Origin of the sequence: Mesorhizobium sp. BAC0120, assembly GCF_033542235.1 — a bacterium.
In the GTDB taxonomy this organism is placed as follows: Bacteria; Pseudomonadota; Alphaproteobacteria; order Rhizobiales; family Rhizobiaceae; genus JAWRCU01.
This window is the reverse complement of the sequence record NZ_JAWRCU010000017.1, coordinates 96,967-118,298: the sequence shown is the minus strand read 5'-3', so window position 1 is coordinate 118,298 and position 21,332 is coordinate 96,967. Positions and strand designations below refer to the sequence as shown.

At 64.4% G+C, this 21,332-nt stretch carries 22 protein-coding genes; 18 read left to right on the top strand and 4 right to left on the bottom strand.

Annotation, left to right across the window (positions count from 1 at the left end):
- Positions 1-122: 122 nt before the first annotated feature.
- Positions 123-1,235 carry a Gfo/Idh/MocA family oxidoreductase gene (locus SAZ10_RS27810; protein WP_318612685.1) on the bottom strand — a complete coding sequence of 371 codons (1,113 nt, stop codon included), beginning with the start codon at positions 1,233-1,235 and terminating at the stop codon, positions 123-125.
- 174 nt (positions 1,236-1,409) lie between these two features.
- Here SAZ10_RS27810 and SAZ10_RS27805 point away from each other — a divergent pair, with 174 nt between their 5' ends.
- Positions 1,410-2,255, top strand: coding sequence for a MurR/RpiR family transcriptional regulator (locus SAZ10_RS27805; protein WP_318612684.1), 846 nt, complete (start codon positions 1,410-1,412; stop codon positions 2,253-2,255).
- 235 nt (positions 2,256-2,490) lie between these two features.
- Here SAZ10_RS27805 and SAZ10_RS27800 read toward each other — a convergent pair whose 3' ends face one another.
- Both SAZ10_RS27800 and iolG read right to left on the bottom strand, forming a co-directional pair.
- Positions 2,491-3,324: an SDR family oxidoreductase gene (locus tag SAZ10_RS27800; RefSeq protein ID WP_318612683.1), complete on the bottom strand. Its 834-nt coding sequence runs from the start codon at positions 3,322-3,324 to the stop codon at positions 2,491-2,493.
- Positions 3,325-3,326: 2 nt separating this feature from the next.
- On the bottom strand, positions 3,327-4,316 hold the full coding sequence (iolG, locus tag SAZ10_RS27795; RefSeq protein ID WP_318612681.1) for an inositol 2-dehydrogenase: 990 nt from the start codon (positions 4,314-4,316) through the stop codon (positions 3,327-3,329).
- 161 nt (positions 4,317-4,477) lie between these two features.
- Between iolG and SAZ10_RS27790 the strand changes: the two genes are divergently transcribed.
- The 7 genes from SAZ10_RS27790 to SAZ10_RS27760 all read left to right on the top strand — a co-directional run bounded on the left by SAZ10_RS27790 (position 4,478) and on the right by SAZ10_RS27760 (position 11,316).
- Positions 4,478-6,397: a bifunctional 5-dehydro-2-deoxygluconokinase/5-dehydro-2-deoxyphosphogluconate aldolase gene (locus tag SAZ10_RS27790; protein WP_318612680.1), complete on the top strand. Its 1,920-nt coding sequence runs from the start codon at positions 4,478-4,480 to the stop codon at positions 6,395-6,397.
- Positions 6,398-6,418: 21 nt separating this feature from the next.
- Positions 6,419-8,266 carry a 3D-(3,5/4)-trihydroxycyclohexane-1,2-dione acylhydrolase (decyclizing) gene (gene iolD, locus SAZ10_RS27785; protein ID WP_318612679.1) on the top strand — a complete coding sequence of 616 codons (1,848 nt, stop codon included), beginning with the start codon at positions 6,419-6,421 and terminating at the stop codon, positions 8,264-8,266.
- A gap of 206 nt (positions 8,267-8,472) precedes the next feature.
- A complete protein-coding gene (gene iolE / locus SAZ10_RS27780; RefSeq protein ID WP_318612678.1) occupies positions 8,473-9,390 on the top strand; it encodes a myo-inosose-2 dehydratase in 918 nt (305 codons plus the stop codon).
- A 48-nt stretch (positions 9,391-9,438) separates the two neighbouring features.
- Positions 9,439-9,657 carry a DUF3329 domain-containing protein gene (locus SAZ10_RS27775; RefSeq protein WP_318612677.1) on the top strand — a complete coding sequence of 73 codons (219 nt, stop codon included), beginning with the start codon at positions 9,439-9,441 and terminating at the stop codon, positions 9,655-9,657.
- Between the two features lie 4 nt (positions 9,658-9,661).
- Entirely contained in the window at positions 9,662-10,474 is an 813-nt protein-coding gene (gene iolB / locus SAZ10_RS27770) for a 5-deoxy-glucuronate isomerase (protein ID WP_318612676.1), read from the top strand.
- Positions 10,475-10,579: 105 nt separating this feature from the next.
- On the top strand, positions 10,580-10,831 hold the full coding sequence (locus SAZ10_RS27765) for a hypothetical protein (protein ID WP_318612675.1): 252 nt from the start codon (positions 10,580-10,582) through the stop codon (positions 10,829-10,831).
- Positions 10,828-11,316 (top strand): PIN domain-containing protein, encoded by a 489-nt coding sequence (locus SAZ10_RS27760; protein ID WP_318612674.1) that lies wholly within the window; start codon positions 10,828-10,830, stop codon positions 11,314-11,316. Before SAZ10_RS27765 ends, SAZ10_RS27760 begins: the two co-directional genes overlap by 4 nt.
- On the opposite strand, the gene phnF is transcribed toward SAZ10_RS27760, so the two are convergent.
- The gene (gene phnF, locus SAZ10_RS27755) at positions 11,313-12,059 is read right to left on the bottom strand and encodes a phosphonate metabolism transcriptional regulator PhnF (RefSeq protein ID WP_318612696.1); all 747 of its coding nucleotides are present in this window, start codon (positions 12,057-12,059) and stop codon (positions 11,313-11,315) included. The two genes, SAZ10_RS27760 and phnF, sit on opposite strands and share 4 nt — an antisense overlap.
- Positions 12,060-12,154: 95 nt before the next feature.
- Here phnF and phnG point away from each other — a divergent pair, with 95 nt between their 5' ends.
- The 10 genes from phnG to phnE all read left to right on the top strand — a co-directional run bounded on the left by phnG (position 12,155) and on the right by phnE (position 21,331).
- A complete protein-coding gene (gene phnG / locus SAZ10_RS27750; RefSeq protein WP_318612695.1) occupies positions 12,155-12,628 on the top strand; it encodes a phosphonate C-P lyase system protein PhnG in 474 nt (157 codons plus the stop codon).
- A complete protein-coding gene (phnH, locus tag SAZ10_RS27745; protein WP_318612673.1) occupies positions 12,628-13,350 on the top strand; it encodes a phosphonate C-P lyase system protein PhnH in 723 nt (240 codons plus the stop codon). The genes phnG and phnH overlap by 1 nt, the downstream gene beginning before the upstream one ends.
- A 3-nt stretch (positions 13,351-13,353) precedes the next feature.
- Positions 13,354-14,463 carry a carbon-phosphorus lyase complex subunit PhnI gene (locus tag SAZ10_RS27740; protein WP_318612672.1) on the top strand — a complete coding sequence of 370 codons (1,110 nt, stop codon included), beginning with the start codon at positions 13,354-13,356 and terminating at the stop codon, positions 14,461-14,463.
- Positions 14,460-15,338, top strand: a complete 879-nt coding sequence (locus SAZ10_RS27735) for an alpha-D-ribose 1-methylphosphonate 5-phosphate C-P-lyase PhnJ (RefSeq protein ID WP_318612671.1) — start codon at positions 14,460-14,462, stop codon at positions 15,336-15,338. Before SAZ10_RS27740 ends, SAZ10_RS27735 begins: the two co-directional genes overlap by 4 nt.
- Positions 15,339-15,567: 229 nt before the next feature.
- A complete protein-coding gene (gene phnK / locus SAZ10_RS27730) occupies positions 15,568-16,344 on the top strand; it encodes a phosphonate C-P lyase system protein PhnK (protein WP_318612670.1) in 777 nt (258 codons plus the stop codon).
- A 250-nt stretch (positions 16,345-16,594) separates the two neighbouring features.
- The gene (gene phnL / locus SAZ10_RS27725; protein ID WP_318612669.1) at positions 16,595-17,302 is read left to right on the top strand and encodes a phosphonate C-P lyase system protein PhnL; all 708 of its coding nucleotides are present in this window, start codon (positions 16,595-16,597) and stop codon (positions 17,300-17,302) included.
- Positions 17,299-17,922 (top strand): DapH/DapD/GlmU-related protein, encoded by a 624-nt coding sequence (locus tag SAZ10_RS27720; RefSeq protein ID WP_318612668.1) that lies wholly within the window; start codon positions 17,299-17,301, stop codon positions 17,920-17,922. Before phnL ends, SAZ10_RS27720 begins: the two co-directional genes overlap by 4 nt.
- 389 nt (positions 17,923-18,311) lie before the next feature.
- Complete coding sequence (gene phnC, locus SAZ10_RS27715) at positions 18,312-19,148, top strand: phosphonate ABC transporter ATP-binding protein (RefSeq protein WP_318612667.1); 837 nt, start codon at positions 18,312-18,314, stop codon at positions 19,146-19,148.
- Between the two features lie 100 nt (positions 19,149-19,248).
- The gene (gene phnD, locus SAZ10_RS27710; protein WP_318612666.1) at positions 19,249-20,157 is read left to right on the top strand and encodes a phosphonate ABC transporter substrate-binding protein; all 909 of its coding nucleotides are present in this window, start codon (positions 19,249-19,251) and stop codon (positions 20,155-20,157) included.
- 214 nt (positions 20,158-20,371) lie between these two features.
- Entirely contained in the window at positions 20,372-21,331 is a 960-nt protein-coding gene (gene phnE / locus SAZ10_RS27705) for a phosphonate ABC transporter, permease protein PhnE (protein ID WP_318612665.1), read from the top strand.
- The last annotated feature ends 1 nt before the right edge of the window (position 21,332 follow it).

Here is a 21,332-nt window from a genome sequence, read left to right as displayed (position 1 = left end):
GGCAGATGCGACCGACGTGGAATGCTTACCCTAAGCGCCGCAGTTTTCAAGGCAAAAGTTTTAAGCTTAAAAAGTCCGGCCGGCAGTTTGGCGCAGGGGACGGTTCCCTCGGCTACCCCGCATTAGCCGAGGTCGACCCACCGCCCTTCCTGGAACGAGCGCGCCATCGCGTCCACGGCGCGTTCGATCAGAATACCCTTCTCGAAATCGATCGAGAGCGCTTCTTCGCCCAGCATGCGGCCGATCAGCTGGCGGCATTCGATGGTCTTCAGGTCGTTGAAACCGAGGCTGTGGCCGGGCGCAGGGATGAAGCGATCATAGGGCTTGTGGTGGGGCGCGCTGAGCACCGTGCGGAAACCTGCCTCCGTCGGGCCATCGCTGGTGAGATAGAGCTGGAATTCGTTTAAGCGCTCCTGGTCGAACAGGATCGAGCCCTTGGCGCCGAAGATCTGGATCGCGATGCGACCTTTACGACCCCAGGCCGTACGGCTCACTGCGATGAAGCCCGATGCGCCGTTCTTCAGCCGCATCAGGATCGTCGCAATATCGAAGACCTCGACCTCGCGCTCGCCTTCCGGCGACTTGCGCGTCGAATAGGGCTTCGCCATGTCGCACATTACCCGCTCGAGGGGGCCGAACAGCGTCAGGATCAGTGACAGCGGGTGGACGGCAAAATCGTCGATCGCGCCCCAGCCATTCGCCTTCTCGTGGCGCTGCTGGAACGGCGCTTCCGGATCGGCCATGAAGTCCTCGTCCATCTCGATGCGAACATGGTTGACCGCGCCGATCGCGCCCTCGCCGATCAGCTTGCTGATGTGCCGGATGACCGGATTCTGCACGTAGTTGTAGCCGAGCACGGCGACCTTGCCTGACTGGCGCGCAGCGGCGAGCATCTTCTCGGCATCGGCGAGGTTCGGCGCCATCGGCTTCTCGCACCAGACATCCTTGCCGGCGGCAAGGGCCGCCGCCGCCATCTCCAGATGGAATTTGTTCGGCGTGGTGATCGAAACGACGTCCACCTCAGGATCGGCGACCACTTGGCGCCAGTCGCCCGAGGCTTTGGCGAAACCGAACTCGTCCGCCTTGGCGCGAGCCAGCGCATCGTTCGCGTCGCCCAGATGGGCAAGGCGAATTGCCGGCACGTCGCCGAACACCGGCCTCACCGCGTTCCAGGCGAGCGCATGCGCCTTGCCCATGAAGCCGCTGCCGATCAGACCGACGCCGATGCTCTTCATGCACTCCTCCCGTCGATAACGGAACAAATGGTTCGCGAACTTAGATACTAGAATGTCCATTCCATTTCTGCCATGCTCCGTCAAGCTCGGAATCGGCGTCGTCAAGGCGAGATTCACGTGTTACCGGTTCCGGCAATTCCCGATTCGTGCTTCCCGTTGATTGGGGAGAACCGCATGACGTTCATCGATGAAGAGGCCCGCGAGACGCCGCGCGATTTCGAGTCGCTACGCGCGTTGATCGTGGAGCGGCGCGAGGCCTTGCCGAAACGGCTGGCGCAAGTTGCCGTCTATGCGCTCGACAGTCCCGACGAGATCGCCTTCGGCACGGCGGCGAGCGTCGCCCAGTCCGCCATGGTCCAGCCCTCGACGCTGGTGCGTTTCGCGCAAGCCTTCGGCTACCAGGGATTCAGCGAATTGCAGGAAGTGTTCCGGTCGCGGCTGCGGGAGCGCGTGCCGAGCTATGACGAGCGGCTCGCCCGCATGCGCCAGCACGGCATTCCGACCTCGAAGTCGAGCCTCGTCCTCGACGGCTTCCTGGAGGCCGCGCAGCGCTCGGTGCTGGAGTTGCGCGAAAAGATCAAGCCGGAGGCGCTGGAGCGCGCAGTCGATGTGCTGTCGGCCGCCGAGTCGATCTACCTGATCGGGCTGAGGCGCTCATTCCCGATCACCTCCTATCTCAGCTACGCCATGGGCAAGCTCGCAATCCGCAATGTGCTGATCGACGCCGTGGCCGGCATGGGGGCCGAACAGGCGAACTTCATCACGCCGCGCGACGCCGTGCTGGCCGTGAGCTTCACGCCTTATGCCTCTGAGACGGTGACGCTCACCAACGCGGCCAAGGCGCGCGGCGCAAGGATCGTCTCAATCACCGACTCCGTCTTTTCGCCGATCGCCTCGTCGGCGGAAGTGATGCTGGAGATCGTGGAGGCGAACTTCGAAGGTTTCCGCTCCATGACGGCGACGATGGCGCTGGCGATGAGCCTTGCGGTGGCGGTGGCGGGGAGGAGGAGGGAGAGGTAGGTGGGGGAAATGGCGAGAGGCCGCAAATCTGCAGGCTTGGCGCTCTACGGCGCCCCCCTCTGTCCTGCCGGACATCTCCCCCACAAGGGGGGAGATTGGCTGTCATTGATGGTTTCGCCAATCTCGGACGTTGGCGATTAGCGAAATCAAAGCAGCCGTCCAATCTCCCCCCTTGTGGGGGAGATGCCCGGCAGGGCAGAGGGGGGCGCGACGGGCGTACGCTCGCCGAAAAAAACTAACCCACCACCGCCGGCGGCGGCACGGTCGAGTCAGCCGCCCCCAGCACCTGCTGGTCGAAGTCGATGATCGAGCCGGTCATCAGTCCGCTTTCGGCGCTGGCGAGAAACGCGACGGCGCGCGCCACTTCTTGCGGCTTGAGCAGGCGGCCGAAGGGGCGGCCCTTCTCGGCCTCATCCAGCCAGCCGGGCTTGGCATCGTGATAGGTTTTCATGATGCGGTCCTCGCCGGGCGTGTCCATCCAGCCGATGGTGAGCCCGTTGATGCGGATGCGATGGTTCATGACGCTGTAGGCGGCATTCTTGGTGAGCGTGATCAGGGCGCCCTTTGAGGCCGAATAGGCGGTGATGAAGCTCTGCCCGCCATGTCCCGACATCGAGATGATATTGATGATCGAGCCCTCGATCGTCTCCCGCTTCATGATCTTCAGCGCATGCTGCATCATGAAGAAGGGCGCGCGCACGTTTACTGCGAACATCGTGTCGAAAAGCTCGGGCGAGGTGTCCCAGATCGTGCCGCGGTCGGTGATGGCGGCGGCGTTGACGAGGATATCGACGCGGCCGAACGCCTTGTCAGCAGCCGAGACGATCTTCTCAGCCGACGTGACCTCATCGAGCGCGGCGGCGACGAAGGCGGTCTTCACGCCCTTGGCTTCCAGGGCCTGCCTCACCTTCTCACCGCGCTCGGCATTGCGGCCGGTGATCATGAGCCCGGCGATGCCGCGATCGGCGAACATATGGGCGATCGCCTCGCCGAGGCCCTGCGTCGAGCCGGTGACGATTGCGACCTTACCTTCGAGCGAAAGCGATTTCAGGGAATTCGGATCGAACATGTTCAGCTCACTTTCACTGGCTTGCCGGTCTCGCGGGATTCGGTGGCGGCGTCGGCCAGCATCTGCGCGCACAGCCCGTCATGGCCGTTCGGCGCGATCGTCTTGCCGTCCACGACTGCATCGATGAAGGCCTCCACCTCGTTGCGGTAGGCCGCGGCATAGCGCTCGAGGAAGAAGTTCTGCACCGGATCGGCGGTGAAGCCCTGGACGCCCGCGAAACTCACCGTCGTCTCGTGCACATTGGCGGCCGAGAGCAGGCCTTTCGAGCCGTGCACCTCGATGCGCTGGTCATAGCCGTAGGTGGCGCGGCGCGAGTTGGAGATGTGGCAGATCTTACCGCTTGCGGTCTTCATCAGCACGGCCGCCGTGTCGACGTCGCCGGCCTTGCCGATCGCCGGTTCGACCAGCGCGGAGCCGACGGCATAGACCTCGATCGGCTCCTCGCCGAGCAGGAAGCGCGCCATGTCGAAATCATGGATCATCATGTCGCGATAGAGCCCGCCCGACCGCTCGATATAGGAAACGGGCGGCGGGGCCGGGTCGCGCGACAGGATCGTGACCAGTTCGACATTGCCCGCCACGCCCTCGGCAAGCCGTCTCTGCAGCGCGGCGAAGTTGGGATCGAAGCGGCGGTTGAAGCCGATCATCAGCTTGACGCCGGCCTTCTCCACGCGCGCGAGCGTTTCCCTGATGCGCGCGGAGCTCATGTCCACCGGCTTCTCACAAAGCACAGCCTTGCCGGCCGCCGCTGCCTTGTCGATGAAATCCGCATGCGTGTCGGTGGGCGTGGCAATCAACACTGCGTCGATCGACCTGTCCGCGATCAGCTCCTCGGCGGTGCGCACCGGCGCGCCGGTCGCAGCCGAAAGAGCATTGGCGCCGTCCGGCATAGGATCTGCAATGCCGGCGAGCTTCGCTCGTTTCGATGCCGCGATGGTCCGGCCGTGGATCTGACCGATGCGGCCCGCTCCGAGCAGCGCAATGGAAATCATGTCTCGAGCCTTTCGTGGGGAAGCGTCCTCGAAAACAGAATGAATATTCCATATTGACTTGTCAATGGAATTTCTGTTTCATATCGGCCTCACTGCAAATCTATCGCGCCGCGCCTGACAGAGGAAGCTCGAGACGCGCGACAAGTCGGAGGAACCGGCCCATGCCCCCGGCCAAATCGCTCGATGTCATCACCATAGGCCGCGCCTCCGTCGATCTCTATGGGCAGCAGATCGGTTCGCGGCTGGAGGACATCGCGTCATTCGCCAAGTCGGTCGGCGGCTGCCCGGCAAATATTGCGGTAGGCACTGCGCGGCTGGGCTTGAAGTCGGCGCTGCTGACGCGTGTCGGGGACGAGCAGATGGGCCGCTTCATCCGCGAGCAGCTGAAGCGCGAAGGTGTCTCCACCGATGGCCTCGTCACCGACCGGGAGCGGCTGACTGCCCTGGTCCTCCTCGCGGTCGAGGACGAGGGCGTCTCGCCGATGATCTTTTACCGCTCCGATTGCGCCGACATGGCGCTGTCACCCGAAGACATCGATGAGGATTTCATCGCGCGAGCGCGAGCGATCGTCGTCACCGGCACGCATTTCTCGCGGCCGAACACGGAGGCCGCGCAGCTGAAGGCCATTCGGGCGGCTAAGGCGAGCGGCGGCAAGGTGGTCTTCGACATCGACTATCGTCCGAACCTCTGGGGCCTTGCGGGACATGCCGAAGGCTTCGAGCGCTATGTGAAGTCCGACCGCGTGACGGCGAGGATCAAGCCGGTGCTGCCCGATTGCGACCTCATCGTCGGCACCGAGGAGGAGATCATGATCGCGTCCGGCGCAGACGACGTCGCGAGCGCGCTGAAGGCAATCCGCGCAGTGTCCCGGGCCACCATCGTGCTTAAGCGCGGCGCCATGGGCTGCATCGTCTATGACGGGGCGATCCCCGCCGACCTCGAGAAGGGCATCATCGGCAAGGGCTTCCCGATCGAAGTGTACAATGTGCTGGGCGCGGGCGACGCCTTCATGTCCGGCTTCCTGCGCGGCTGGCTCGGCGGCGAGAACCTGGAGACGGCGGCGACCTGGGCCAATGCCGGCGGGGCGTTCGCCGTCTCCCGCCTGCTCTGCTCGCCCGAATACCCGACCTTCGAGGAGCTGCAGTTCTTTCTGAAGCACGGCAGCAGGCATCGCGCGCTGCGCAAGGACGAAGCGATCAACCAGGTGCATTGGGCGACGACACGGCAGCGCGATATCCCCTTGCTGATGGCCTTCGCGATGGATCACCGCTGGCAGCTGGAGGAGATGGCCAGGAAGGCAGGTGCCGACGAGAAGCGCATCCGCGCCTTCAAGGTGCTGGCCGTGAAGGCGGCAGCCAAGGTCGCCGACGGGCGACCCGGCTACGGCATGCTGATCGACGAGAAATTCGGTCGCGAGGCGATGTTCGAATTCGCCCGCCACCCCTTCTCGTGGCTTGGCCGCCCTGTCGAGCTGCCGGGGTCAAGGCCGCTGCGTTTCGAATTCAGCCAGGACATCGGCTCGCAGCTCGTCGAATGGCCGGTCGACCACTGCATCAAGTGCCTGTGCTTCTACCATCCCGACGACCCAATAAAGCTGAAGGACGAGCAGCAGCAGAAGCTCCGGGCGCTGTTCGAAGCCTCGCGCAAGATCGGGCGCGAGCTCCTGATCGAAATCATCGCCGGCAAGCACGGCACGCTCGACGATACGACCATACCGCGCGCCCTGGACGAGCTCTATGCGCTCGGCATCAAGCCCGACTGGTGGAAGCTCGAGCCGCAGGCTTCGGCCTCGGCCTGGAAGCGGATCGAGGCATCGATCGCACGCAACGACCCCTGGTGCCGCGGCGTCGTTCTGCTCGGGCTCGAAGCTCCGCAGCAGGAGCTCGAGGAGGCATTCGCCGCGACCGCAAATGCGCCGATCGTGAAAGGCTTCGCCGTCGGCCGCACCATCTTCAACGAAGCGGCGGAGGAATGGCTGGCCGAGCGGATCAGCGACGATGCGGCGATCACCGAGATGGCCGCCCGCTTCGAGAAGCTCACCGAGGCTTGGCTTGCCGCGCGCGGCCAGAAGGCGGCATAACAAGCCGGGAGGATCAATGCGATGACCAAGACCATTCGCCTCACCATGGCGCAGGCGCTGACACGGTTTCTCGCCTGCCAGAAAACCGAGATCGACGGCGAGACGCTGCCCTTGTTCGGCGGCGTCTGGGCAATCTTCGGCCATGGCAATGTCGCGGCGGTCGGCGAAGCGCTCTACCAGCATCGGGACGAGTTGCCGACTTTCCGTGCCCATAACGAGCAGGCGATGGCCCATGCGGCGATCGCCTATGCGAAGGCGAATTTCCGCCGTCGCATGATGGCGGCGACGACCTCGATCGGCCCCGGCGCGCTCAACATGGTGACGGCGGCCGCGCTCGCGCATGTCAATCGCCTGCCGGTGCTGCTCCTGCCGGGCGACGTCTTCGCCAACCGGGTACCCGATCCGGTGCTGCAGCAGATCGAGGATTTCGGCGACGGAACGGTCTCCGTCAATGACTGCTTCCGGCCGGTCTCGCGCTATTTCGACCGCATCGCCCGGCCCGAGCAGATCGTGCCGGCGCTCAACCGCGCCATGGGCGTGCTCACCGACCCGGCCGAATGCGGCCCGGTCACGCTGTCGCTTTGCCAGGATGTGCAGGCCGAGGCCTATGATTATCCCGAGAGCTTCTTCGAGCCGCGCGTGTGGGTGCCACGGCGGCCGCGGCCGGACCTCGCCGAGGTCAAACGCGCGGCCGACGCGTTGCGGAAGGCCGAGAAGCCTCTCATCATCGCCGGCGGCGGCGTGCTCTATTCCGGCGCGTCGCGAGAGCTTGCCAAGTTCATCGATGGGACCGGCATCCCCGTCTCGGAAACGCAGGGCGGCAAGTCGTCCCTTCCGGACGATTACGAACTCAACATGGGGGCGGTCGGCGTCACCGGCACATCGGCTGCGAACCGGCTCGCCGAAGAAGCGGACGTGGTGCTGGCGATCGGAACGAGACTGCAGGACTTCACCACCGGCTCCTGGACGCTGTTCAAGAATGCCGGCAAAACGGTGATCGGATTGAACGTGCAGCCCTTCGATGCCGGCAAGCACCGCGCACTCACTCTTGTCGGCGACGCGCGCGAGGGCTTGAAGGAACTCGACGCCGCCATGGCCGGCTGGTCAGCCCCCGACGCGTGGACGAAATACGCTATCGACGGCAAGGCCGAGTGGCAGAAGGCGGCCGCGGAGGTCACGGCAGTCACGAATGCCTTGCCTTCGGATGCGCAAGTGATCGGCGCCGTGCAGCGGGCGCTGGGCAGCAGCATTACGCTGATCAATGCCGCTGGCGGCTTGCCGGGCGAGCTCCACAAGCTGTGGCAGGCCGACGCGCCGGGCTCCTATCACGGCGAATACGGTTTCTCGACCATGGGTTACGAGATCGCTGGCGGGCTCGGCGCGAAGATGGCCAGGCCCGACCAGGAGGTGGTCGTCATGGTCGGCGACGGCTCCTACTTGATGCTCAATTCCGAAGTCGCCACCTCGGTGATGCTCGGCCTCAAGCTGACCATCGTGCTCCTCGACAACCACGGTTTCGGCTGCATCAACCGGCTGCAGATGGCGACCGGCGGCGCGAACTTCAACAATCTCTTCAGGGATGCCCGCCACGAGGTGATGCCGGAGGTCGACTTCGCCGCGCACGCGAAGAGTCTAGGCGCGATCGCGGAAAAGGTATCGTCGATTGCCGACCTCGAGGCCGCGCTGAAAAAGGCGAAGACGAACGACCGCACGACCGTGATCGTCATCGATACGGACCCGCTGATCTCCACCGAGGCCGGCGGGCATTGGTGGGACGTCGCGGTGCCGGAAGTCAGCCCGCGCGAGCAGGTCAACGCCGCGCGCAAGGCCTATGAGGAGGCCGTAAAGCTGCAGCATGTGGGGGATTAGGGCGTTCTGCAATTCGCCTGACGTTGGCGCTGCCCCTCACCCTCACCCTCTCCCCGTAAAGGACGGGGAGAGGGGGCGGCAACGCCTCAGAATCCCCTCTCCCCGTTCACGGGGAGAGGGTGAGGGTGAGGGGCAGCGCCAACGCAAAAACAGCAAGCTTTAGAGCGGCAAAGCCTCTGAACGATCCGCAAACCTGGAGTGAAGTCTTGAAAGCCAAACTCGGCATGTCTCCCATCGCGTGGTGGAACGACGATCTCGTGGAGTTGAGCGACGACGTCTCGCTGGAGGAGTGCCTGCGCCAGTCGCGTTCGGCGGGCTTCACCGGCATGGAAATGGGTCGGCGTTTTCCCAGGGATCCCGAGGTCATGCTGCCGATCCTCAGGGCGGCCGACGTCACGCTGTGCGGCGGCTGGTTCTCAGGCACGCTGGTGAACGAGGACATGGCGGCGAACAAGGATCGCATCCAGCCGATGATCGACCTCTTCAAGGCGGTGAACGCGCCCTGCATCGTTTACGGCGAGGTCGGACGGTCCATCCAGGGCGACCGCTCGAAGCCGCTCGCCACCAAGCCCCGGCTTTCGGACGACGAGATGAGGACCTATGCCAAGCGCGTGACCGAGTTTGGCGAGTGGTGCGCAGAGCAGGGCATGCCTCTCTCCTATCATCATCACATGGCCGCCGTCGTCGAGACCGAACCCGAGCTCGATGCCTTCATGAGATATTCGGGTGCCGGTATCCCGCTGCTGCTCGACGCAGGCCATCTCGCCTTTGCCGGCGGCGACGTGCTCCGCACCATCGACAAGCACCACGCCCGCATCAACCACGTGCATGTCAAGGATGTGCGCATGGGAGTGATCGAAAAGCTCGACCGCACAAGGCAATCCTTTCTGGATGCCGTGGCGCTCGGCGCTTTCACGGTGCCGGGCGACGGCTCGCTCGATTTCGGCGCGATCGTGCAAAAGTTTGCCGACTATGGGTATGAAGGCTGGTTCGTGGTCGAGGCCGAGCAGGACCCCAGGAAGAACCCGCCCCTCAAGATGGCAGAGGTTGGCCATAAGGAGCTGATGCGGGTCATGACGGCGGCCGGCTATACGGTCGAAACACAAGGCTTCCCGAATGCCTGAGGTTGTTCCCCGCGACGGGGCGAGGTCGGCCTGATATAGGATCGCCCCATGAACGACGCTCAGCACCCTTTCTTCAGGCCACTTTGGCGACGCATCGCCGTCGTCGTTTTCTGCGCGGCATGGTCGATCTTCGAGTTCTCGACCGGCACTCCGCTCTGGGGAACGCTCGCCGGCGGCATGGCCGTCTACGCCGCCTGGATCTTCCTTCTGAACTACAAGCCGCCCGCCGGACCTACCGAAGGCCAGCCTCCCTCGGAGAAGGAGTAGATAGATGTCCAAACTCCTGGTGAAGCCCACGGGCAAGAGCGGTCTCGTGAGCCACGTCACGCCCGAAAGCGCCGGCTGGACCTATGTCGGCTTCGATCTCTATCGGCTGAAGCCCGGCGAGAGCGCTTCTGCGCAGACCGACGACCGCGAAGTCTGCCTGGTCTTCGTCACCGGCACGGGAAAGGCGACGGCAGGCGGCAATTGGCTGGGTTCGCTCGGCGGCCGCAAATCGCCTTTCGACGGCAAGCCCTGGTCGGTCTATGTTCCGGAGAGATCCAGCTGGGCGGTGGTGGCCGAGACCGAGCTGGATCTCGCGGTCTGCTCCGCGCCGGGCCGCGGCGGCGGCTTACCGGAGCGGGTGATCGCGCCCGATACGCTCGGCCAGGAGGTGCGCGGCAAGGGCACCAACACGCGCTACGTCACCAATATCCTGCCGGAGAACGAGCCGGCCGACTCGCTGCTCGTCGTCGAAGTCATCACGCCCGGCGGTCACACGTCGAGCTACCCGCCGCACAAGCACGATCGCGACGACCTGCCGCGCGAATCCTATCTCGAGGAGACCTACTACCACCGGCTCAATCCGCCGCAGGGCTTCGCCTTCCAGCGCGTCTACACCGACGCCGATGCCAACGGCACGGGCGAGCTCGACGAGGTGATGGCGGTGGAGGACGGCGACGTGGTGATGGTGCCCAGGGGCTATCACCCCTGCGCAGCCTGTCACGGCTATGATCTCTATTACCTCAACGTCATGGCCGGCCCGAAGCGGACCTGGAAATTCTACAACGCACCCGAGCACGAGTGGCTGATGAAGGCATAGGAAGCGGGGCAATTCACTCTCCTCGCTCCGAACCTCAGTAACCACTTGTCAACCTTGCCTCATGCGCCCATCGGCATTACATACATGTCGCAATCTAGAAGGACGATGAAGATGGCTGTTGGTGCTATCAGCATGCGCGAGCTCCAGAAAATCTCCGCCGGGGCCATTCAGGCGTTACCGCATCCCGTGCCGATCAAGAACGGAACGGCGACGGTCGGCGTCTTGGTGCCGGCGCACAGTGTCAGCCGCGACTATTTGCGTAAGGTGTTTGCTCTTCTTGAGGAGGCCGAGGCAAAGCGGACCCCGGAAGAACAGCGGGCAATCGATGAAGTTCTTGCGGCTCGCGGCATTGAATGAGCTCGCCTGACACGGTGCACCTGCCACGCGCCCCGTCATCAATCGTGATTGTCGACGCAAATGTCATTTTGAGCGTCGTTCTCGGACGACGATCCCGGACTGTATTCGCAACGGTTGACGCCTCGCGGCTCTTGGCGACATCGTCAAGGGCCGCCGAAGAAATCCGTGGCGTTCTCAAGAACATCCCGAATCTTCAGCCGCATGTAATGGAGGCTGCTGACGTGCTGCTCGATGGCATCCAGATCATCGATAAGGACGTCTATTCGCCCCTGATGGACGGAGCCGCTTGGGCTTTGCGCCATGCTGTCCCGTCCAAGAACGGCTCGGAGAGAGACGCGCATCTGCTGGCATGCGCCTGGGCGTTTGACGCTGATATCTGGAGTCACGACCGCGATCTCGCCGGCTCGGGCTGGGCGTCATGGTCGACCGCCAATCTGCGCAATGCCCTCGAGGCCGAGGGCGCCATCGAAGTTCCCCAGGGCTAAGTCATCACCGAAAGCTCGACCCGATCGGCCGCGAATCGGCTTTCAGCGAACTCGATCGGTCCGCCTTCCATGTCGACGTTCACGGCGACCGTAACCAGCACGATCGCGCCAGGGGCCAGGCCGAGATCGCGGAGATCGGCCGGGTCCGCATGGCGCGCGGAGACGACCGTCGACTGCCTGACATAGTCGTCGACACCGTACCTCTTGAAGGCTGCCGTGACCGACTGCGTTTCGCTATAGGCCTTTTCTAACCCCGGAAACCGTCCAGCATCGAACCATGCCGTACTCCTGGACAGCGGCCGTCCGTCGACCTCGCTCAGCATCTCCATCCGCAGCACCGGAGCGCCTGAGTTGAGGGCGAGCGCCTCCGCAACGCGCTCGACAGCCGGCTCGACCCCATAGTCGAGCAACGCGCTTCTGCGCTCCCTGACCTGACCTTCCAGCCCGGTGGAGAAGCGCGTGCGCTTGGCGATCGGGTAGGAGAGCTTCTTGCGCGCGGCGACGAAGGTGCCGCGGCCTTGCTCGGCCCGCAGCACGCCGTCCTGCACGAGCGCCGCGATTGCGGCCCGCACCGTGTGCCGGTTGACGCCGAACCGCGCCGACAGCTCCAGCTCGGGCGGCAGCCGCCCGCCTGTGCCGAGCTCCTCCGCAGCAATGCCGAGCCTGATCCGGTCGGCGATCTGTCGCCAGAGCGCGATACCGGAACGGCGTTCGACATCCGCCTTTCGCGTTGCGCCAACCATTTTCGCCATTTGTCACGGACCCGTCATGGACATGAAGTATGGAAAGGTTTAACTTGTATAGTTGTATAGAACAATAGACAAATAGTGAGGCTCGGATAGTGGCGAGAACGAGTGAGAAGAATGAGGGAGAGATCGCGGCTCGCCAGGCTGCATTCGCAATTCTTTCGCACGCTGCTCCCGACGAGTTGAAGCGGCTTTGGGAAGAGGCCGGGCTGCCCTCGCAAGCGCATCTGCTGCGCGGGCCGGAGATTGGGCTCGTCACATTGCGCGGACGCATCGGCGGCGGCGGAGCGCCGTTCAATTTCGGCGAAGCAACGGTCACGCGCGCGACCGTCAGACTATCGGACGGGTCGGTTGGCCATTCCTATGCGCTCGGCCGCGACAAGGAGAAGGCGAAGCTCGCGGCGATCGCAGATGCCCTCTGGCAAGATCCGACACGCCGCGCGGAGGTCGAGGTGAAAATCCTTGAACCCCTGCGCGCCGCGGCCGCAGCGGCGGAGAAGAAGCGCCGCGCCGAAACAGCGGCAAGCAAGGTCGACTTCTTCACGATGGTGCGCGGAGAGGATTGATGTTCGGGCAAGCTGATACGATCGAGGGTGGCTTCGCCAATCCCGTCTTTGATGCGCAGGCGGTATTCAAGGCCGTCATGGACGCCATGGCGCGGCCAGGCACGGTGATGCCGGTCAAGGCGCTGGCCAGCCCGCCCGAGCCGCTCTCGGCGACCGCGGCCGCCGTCGCGCTGACGCTCTGCGACCATGACACGCCGCTCTGGCTCGATTCCCAGCTCGCGGCCTCGGCCGCGGTCTATTCCTGGCTCGGCTTCCACACCGGCGCGCCGCTTGTCGAGGTGCCCGCTCAGGCCGCCTTCGCGCTGGCCGCGAGTCCAGGCAGGCTGCCGCCGCTCGGCAATTTTGGACGAGGCTCGCAGGAATATCCCGACCGTTCGACGACGATTGTCCTGCAAGTGGATGCGTTGTCCTCAGACGCCGGCGCTGCCCCTCACCCTTACCCTCTCCCCGTGAAGGACGGGGAGAGGGAGGCGTCAACGCTGGTGCCCCCCTCTCCCCGCTTGCGGGGAGAGGGTAAGGGTGAGGGGCAGCGCCGCCTTGTCCTGGAAGGCCCCGGCATCCAAACGACCACGACGCTTCTGGCCGCACCTTTGCCAGCCAATTTCATCGAGCAGTGGCAAGAGAACCGCGCTCGCTTCCCGCGCGGCGTCGACTTGATCCTCGCGGCACCCGGGGCGGTGGCCTGCCTGCCGCGTACTGTCCGCATCGAGCCGGAGAGCTGAGCCATGTATGTAGCCGTCAAGGGCGGTGAAGCCGCCATCCAGAACGCCCATAGCCTGCTCGCCGACCGCCGCCGCGGCGATCGTTCCCTCCCGGCGATCCGGCTCGACCAGATCGTCGAGCAACTGGCCCTCGGGGTCGATCGTGTCATGGCGGAAGGCTCGCTCTATGACCGAGAGCTTGCCGCCCTCGCAATCGTGCAGGCGCGGGGAGATCTCATCGAGGCGATCTTCCTGGTACGCGCTTACCGCACAACCTTGCCGCGCTTCGGTTACACGCACCCCGTCGACACCGCGAAGATGCTTGCCGAGCGTCGCATCTCGGCTACCTACAAGGACCTCCCCGGCGGCCAGGTGCTCGGGCCGACCTTCGACTACACGCACCGGCTGCTCGACCCGGAGCTTGCCGCCGACCCGGATATTCCGGCGCCCGAGCAGCGGCTTGAACCCACGCAGCCGATGCCGCGCGTCTCCGACATCCTTGGCAATGAGGGCTTGATCGAAGCCGACGGCAGCATGCCCGAAGGCCACAGGGCCGGCGACATCACGCGCGAGCCGCTCGAGTTCCCGATGGCGCGCGACATCCGCCTGCAGGCGCTGGCGCGCGGCGACGAGGGCTTCCTGCTTGCCCTCGGCTACTCCACGCAGCGAGGGTACGGCCGCACGCATCCCTTTGTCGGCGAGGTACGGATCGGTGAGGTCGAGGTGGAGCTCGACATTCCCGAGCTGCCGTTCCCGGTGCCGCTCGGCCGTATCCGAGTCACCGAGTGCCAGATGGTCAATCAGTTCAAGGGCTCGGCCAAGGCGCCGCCGCAATTCACGCGCGGCTATGGGCTGGTCTTCGGGCAGTCGGAGCGCAAGGCGATGGCCATGTCGCTCTGCGACCGGGCGCTGCGCGCCTCGGAGCTGGGCGAAGACATCGTGGCGCCGGCGCAGGACGAGGAGTTCGTGATCTCGCACTCCGACAACGTCCAGGCCACCGGCTTCGTCGAGCATCTGAAGCTGCCGCATTATGTCGACTTCCAGGCCGAGCTCGACCTCGTGCGCCGCATGCGCGCCGGGCACGAGGCGCAACAGGCGGAGTCGACCGAACAAGCAAGGGAGGCCGCAGAATGAATATGCAGGCCGATATCGCCACCTACAATTTCGCCTATCTCGACGAACAGACGAAGCGCATGATCCGCCGCGCGATCCTGAAGGGGATCGCCATCCCCGGCTATCAGGTACCGTTCGCGAGCCGCGAGATGCCGATGCCCTATGGCTGGGGCACCGGCGGCGTGCAGGTGACTGCCTCGATCATCGGGCCCGACGATGTGCTGAAGGTGATCGATCAGGGCGCCGACGACACGACCAATGCCGTCTCGATCCGCGCCTTCTTCAGGAAGGTCGCCAATGTCGCGGTCACGACCGAGACCGCCAAGGCCACCATCATCCAGACGCGCCACCGCATTCCGGAGACCGGGCTCAAGGCCGGGCAGACCATCGTCTTCCAGGTGCCGATCCCTGAGCCGCTGCGCTTCCTCGAACCGCGCGAAACCGAGACGCGCAAGATGCATGCGCTGGAAGAATATGGGCTTATGCACGTGAAGCTTTACGAGGATATCGCCAGGCACGGCCGCATCGCCACGACCTATGCCTATCCGGTGAAGGTCAAAGGCCGCTATGTGATGGACCCCTCGCCGACGCCGAAATTCGACAATCCGAAGATGCATATGTCGGCAGCGCTCCAGCTCTTCGGCGCCGGCCGCGAGAAGCGCATCTACGCCGTGCCGCCCTACACTGACGTGGTGAGCCTAGACTTCGAGGACCATCCTTTCGAGGTGCAAAAATTCGATCGGCCCTGCGCGCTTTGCGGTGCGGAGAACGTCTATCTCGACGAGGTGGTGCTCGACGATCGCGGCGGGCGCATGTTCGTCTGCTCGGATACGGATCATTGCGAAACGCGGCGTGCGGAGGGGTATAGGGGTGAGATGGCGGGGGAAGAGTTGTGATGAGGCTTTTCTTGAGTGGTCGCGCCCTGTCGCGCCCCCCTCTGTCCTGCCGGACATCTCCCCCACAAGGGGGGAGATCGGCTGTCATCCAGGATTTCGCCAATCTGCGACGTTGGCGATTAGCCAAAACAAAGCGGCCGTCCAATCTCCCCCCTTGTGGGGGAGATGTCCGGCAGGACAGAGGGGGGCGCCGTAGGGCGCAGACCTCGCTCGTGAGAGGAGCGATCCAATGACCGACGAACCCCTCCTCCGCGTCTCCTCCCTCACCAAGCACTACGGCGCACGGATCGGCTGCGAGGAGGTCTCATTCGATCTCTGGCCCGGCGAGGTGCTGGCTGTCGTCGGCGAGTCCGGCTCGGGCAAGACGACGCTGCTCAACTGCCTGTCGACCAGGCTGCCGCCCAGCTCCGGCAGCGTCAGCTACCGCATGCGCGACGGGGCGTTTCGCGAACTCTATGAGATGAGCGAAGCCGAGCGCCGCTTCCTGATGCGCACCGACTGGGGCTTCGTCCACCAGAATCCGGCAGACGGGCTGCGCATGACCGTCTCGGCCGGCGCCAATGTCGGCGAGCGGCTGATGACCATCGGCGACCGCCACTACGGCAAGATCCGCGGCACCGCGCTCGACTGGCTCAGCCGCGTGGAAATCCCTGACGACCGCATCGACGACCAGCCGCGCGCCTTTTCCGGCGGCATGCGCCAACGCCTGCAGATCGCCCGCAACCTCGTCACCGGCCCGCGGCTGGTTTTCATGGACGAACCGACAGGCGGGCTCGACGTATCCGTGCAGGCGCGCCTGCTCGACCTCTTGCGCGGCCTGGTCGCCGATCTCGGCCTTGCGGCGATCGTGGTCACCCACGACCTAGCCGTCGCGCGGCTGCTCTCGCAGCGCATGATGGTCATGAAGGACGGCCGCGTCATCGAGACCGGCCTCACCGACCGCGTGCTCGACGACCCGCACGAGCCCTATACGCAGCTCCTCGTCTCCTCAATCCTGCAGGTGTGATGATGGTCTATTGCATGCCAGGTCTGCGTCCCTTCGCGCCCCCCTCTGTCCTGCCGGACATCTCCCCCACAGGGGGGGAGATTTGCTTTCATTTTGGTTTTCGCCAATCCTCGACGTTGCAGGGCGAGCACCGGCAAAGCGGTCGTCCGATCTCCCCCCTTGTGGGGGAGATGTCCGGCAGGACAGAGGGGGGCAACGTAGAGCTCCACCCCTGGACAGGATCTGGTGACTCCATCCGGAGGGCAAGCTGATGGCCAACCCTCTCATCGTTTCAGACGTATCCAAGAACTTCACCATGCATCTGCGCGACGGCGTCAGGCTGCCGGTCGTGGCGGGCGTGTCCTTCGCGCTCGAGGCCGGCCAATGCGCGGTGCTCGGCGGACCGTCCGGCGTCGGCAAGAGCTCGATCCTGAAAATGCTCTACGGCAACTATTCGGTCGATGCCGGGCGGATCCTCGTCGAGCACCGGGGCGAGACGGTCGACCTCGCCCAGGCGAGCCCGCGCACCATCCTTGCCGTGCGCCGTGATACGATCGGTTATGTCAGCCAGTTCCTGCGCACGGTGCCGCGCGTCTCGGCGCTCGACGTCGTCGCCGAGCCGCTTGCGGCGCGCGGCGTCAACAGGGAGGAGGCCCGTAGCCACGCGCGCGAGCTTCTCGCCCGGCTCAACCTTCCCGAGAGGCTCTGGTCGCTGCCGCCGGCGACCTTCTCCGGCGGCGAGCAGCAGCGCGTCAACATCGCGCGCGGCTTCATCACCGACCATCCGGTCCTGCTCCTCGACGAGCCCACCGCTTCGCTGGATGCCGAGAACCGCGCCGTGGTGATCGGCATGATCGCCGAGAAGAAGAAGGCAGGCGTCGCGCTGCTCGGCATATTCCACGATGCCGATGTCCGCGACGAGGTCGCCGACCGTATAATAGACGTCACCCAGTTCGCTGCTGCACGGCTCGCCGCATGACCCCGAGAACGAAGCTCTCCGAACCCCCTCTGGTCCACCCGACGGCTGAAGTGAGCGCATCCACGCTCGGCCGCTACACCGAGATAGCCGAGCGCTGCCGCGTCTCCGAGGCCGAGCTCGGCGACTATTCCTACATGATGCATGATTGCGCGGTGTGGTGCGCGAAAATCGGCAAGTTCGCCAACATCGCCGCCGCGGTCCGCATCAACGCGACCAATCACCCGACGTGGCGGCCGACGCTGCACCATTTCACCTACCGCGCTGCCGACTATTGGGAGGACGCCGAGCACGAAACGGAGTTCTTCGAATGGAGGCGCGGCAATGCCGTCAAGATCGGCCATGACACCTGGCTCGGGCATGGCTCGACCATCCTGCCCGGCGTTTCCGTCGGCGATGGCGCCGCCGTTGGCGCAGGCGCCGTCGTCACGAAAGACGTCGCTCCCTATACGATCGTCGGCGGCGTACCGGCAAAGCCGATCCGCGAGCGCTTCGATCGCAGGACCGCCGAACGCTACCAGGCGCTCGCCTGGTGGGACTGGGACCACATACGCCTGCGCGCCGCGCTCGATGACTTCCGCAATCTCGGCGCCGAGGCGTTCCTGGAGAAGCACGGCGGGTAAGAGCGAGTAGAGGGCGCGGCGCCGGTGCCCCCCTCCCCCTTGTGGGGAGGGATTCAGGGTGGGGGTGCCTCGCGATTGCCTTGCAAGGTTAGCTGAAGCAGACGGCACCTCCGGCTTGGCTTGGCGCGCGTCGCACCCCCACCCTGAATCCCTCCCCACAAGGGGGAGGGGGGCACCAGCGTCGCGCCTTCCATATGCAATCGCCCTGCCCTTTGAGGCGGAGAGGTGCCGAGCGAAGCGAGGCGGAGTGGGGGTCTGCGCCGCCATGTGCCATTGCCCCTGTGCATCGTCATGGAACTGACATCGTACTGACACCGCACCTTCATGCGCCTGAGTTAGGGCATGCCCAGAAGACGGCGAGAACGCCGCGCTCGAACAGGGAAGCCGGCATGTCAGCAGCGCTTGAGATTCGTGCGGTCACGCGACGATTTGGCAAGAACACCGCCGTCAACGGCATCAATCTCGTTATTCCCCAAGGCCAGATGGTGGGCATCATCGGCCGCTCCGGCGCCGGCAAATCGACCTTGCTGCGCATGGTCAACCGCCTCGTGAACCCGAGCGAGGGGTCGATCCTGTTCGGCGGCGTCGAGGTTTCGAGGCTTGCCGGCTCGGCACTGAGGCGCTGGCAGCGCGACTGCGCCATGATCTTTCAGCAGTTCAACCTCGTGCCGCGGCTCGACGTGCTGACCAACGTACTGCTCGGCCGGCTCAACCATCGCTCCACCACGGCTAACCTGCTCGGCGTATTCTCCAGGGAAGAATCCATCGAAGCGATTGCGGCCCTCGAGCGGCTCGATATTGCCGCGACGGCGCTGCAGCCGGCCGGCACGCTGTCCGGCGGCCAGCAGCAGCGCGTTGCCATTGCCCGTGCCCTGATGCAACAGCCGAAGGTGCTGCTCGCCGATGAGCCGATCGCCTCGCTCGACCCGCTGAATGCCAAGGTGGTGATAGATGCGCTCCGCGACATCAACAGGCGCGAGGGCATCACCGTGATCACAAACCTGCATACGCTGGACACGGCTCGGGCCTATTCCGACCGCATCGTCGGCATGGCTGCGGGCAAAGTCGTCTTCGACGGCACCCCGGACGAGCTCGATGGCGACGCGGTGCGCATGGTCTATGGCGCGGACTCGAGCGACGAGATCTCCGAATCCATCACCTCGACCAGCATCGCAAGGTCGAGAATTCCAGCATCCGCCGCACCGCTCGAACCCGTCTTTTCTTGAGGGAAAGAGCGGCCTGGATCGCCCGCCCGCGTCACAGGCATTTTTTCCGAATTCGACTGCAGCCGGCCCAGGCGCCGGAACCCAACAGGAGAGAGATCAGATGTTCAAGAAGACGCTTCTAGGCGCCGTGTCCGTCATCGCCATGGCGGTCGGCGCTGCTCAGGCAGAAGATATCAAGGAATTCCGCGTCGGCATCCTCGGCGGGGAAAACGAGGCCGACCGGCTGCGCAACTATCAATGCCTTGCCGACCATCTGAAGGAGACCTTCGGCTTCGAGAAGGTTTCGCTGTTTCCGGCTGCAGACTATGACGGCGTGATTCAGGGCCTGCTCGGCGGCACGCTCGATTTCGCCGAACTCGGCGCCTCGGGCTACGCCAACGTCTTCATCAAGGATGAGAAAGCCGTCACGCCGATCCTCACCACCAAGCAGACCGATGGCTCGACCGGCTATTATTCGATCGGCCTGGCGCTGAAGTCGTCCGGCATCAAGACGATCGAGGACGCCAAGGGCAAGCGGCTCGGCTATGCCGACCCCGATTCGACCTCGGGCTATCTGATCCCGCTCACCCAGATCCCGAAGACCACCGGCGTGCCGAACGACCAGTTCTTCGCCGCGACCCAGTTCAATGGCGGCCATGAGAACAACATCCTGGCCGTGCGCGATGGCAAGGTCGACGTGGCCGTGGACGACTCCTCCGGCATCGGCGATTTCAAGGATGGCTTCACCTCCGGCACCTTCCACAAGGTGGTCGCCAAGGGCTCGGTCGACCCGAACGATTTCGTCGAAGTCTGGCGCTCGGGCCTGATCCCGAACGGCCCGCTGGTCGTGCGCACCGCGCTTGGCGATGAATGGAAGACCAAGCTCACCGACTTCTTCACCAAGCTGCCCGAGACCGATCAGGCCTGCTTCACGGCGATCGAGGGCGGCGATTTCACCAGCTACGTGCCGGTGACGCCGGAATTCTATAACGTCATCATCGAAACGCGCCGAGCTGCTATCGGCGGCTGATGTGAGTTGAGAAAGAGGGCGGTGCCTAGTGTCGTGATTTCGAAGTTCGCCTCACGTTGATATTGGGCTCGGAGCGAACTTCGAAATCAAAACGACACTAGGACTCGGAAAGTTACCAGTGTCCCTTTGGTTCTGAAATTCGCTCTGAGCCCGATATCCAACTCCAGCGAATTTCAAAACCGGGACACCGGCACCGCCCTTTTTTCATGACCCGATGACCCTTTCCACAACCGCCCGGTCGGACGAAGCTCACCAGTTTGCCGAGGCATGGCGCCGGCAGACGGACCTGCGTCGCCTCTATACGTTCATCGGCGTAACCCTGCTGTTCGCCGCCCTATGCGGATCGCTATGGTTCGCAGACGAGAGCAATGCCGGCCATTTCTTCGATCGGCTGCCGCACCTGCTCGATTTCCTGAGCTGGCTCGTTCCCAAGGACTGGAACGACGTCTGGCGCGCCCTGTTCGACATCGCCAGCCCGAACGACAAAGGCGGGCAGGAATTCAATTTCGCACAAGGCCGCGTTTACGTCTGGGGCAGTTTCTATATCCCCGAATATTTCGAGCTGATGATCACCACCATCAACGTGGCGCTGGTCTCGACCTTCATCGGCTTCGTATTCGCCGTGCCGTTCTCCTTCATCGCCGCGCGCAACCTCACACCTCATCCGGTGCTGAGGATTGTCGTCAAACGCTTCATGGAACTGCTGCGCGCCTTCCCGGAGATCGTGATCGCCGGCCTGTTTTCGGCGATCCTTTCGATCGGCCCGGTTGCGGCGATCATCGCGGTCGGCCTGCACTCGATCGGCGCGCTCGGCAAGCTCTTTTATGAAGTCAACGAGAATGTCGACATGCGCGCCGACGAGGGCCTGAGGGCAGTCGGGGCCAACTGGTTCGAGCGCGTGCGCTTCGCCGGCCTGCCGCAAGTGCTGCCCAATTTCATGTCCTATACGCTGCTTCGCGTCGAGATCAACGTGCGCGCCTCCACCGTCATCGGTGCGGTCGGCGGCGGCGGCATCGGCGAGGAGCTGAAGCTCTCCATCTCGCGTGGCTTCGGCGCCAAGACGGTAGCGCTGGTGCTGCTGCTTTTCGTCACGATCCTGATCGTCGACCAGTTCTCGGCCTGGCTCCGCCGCCGGCTGGTGGGCGAGCAGGCTTTCCTGTTCAGGGCGCAGTGAG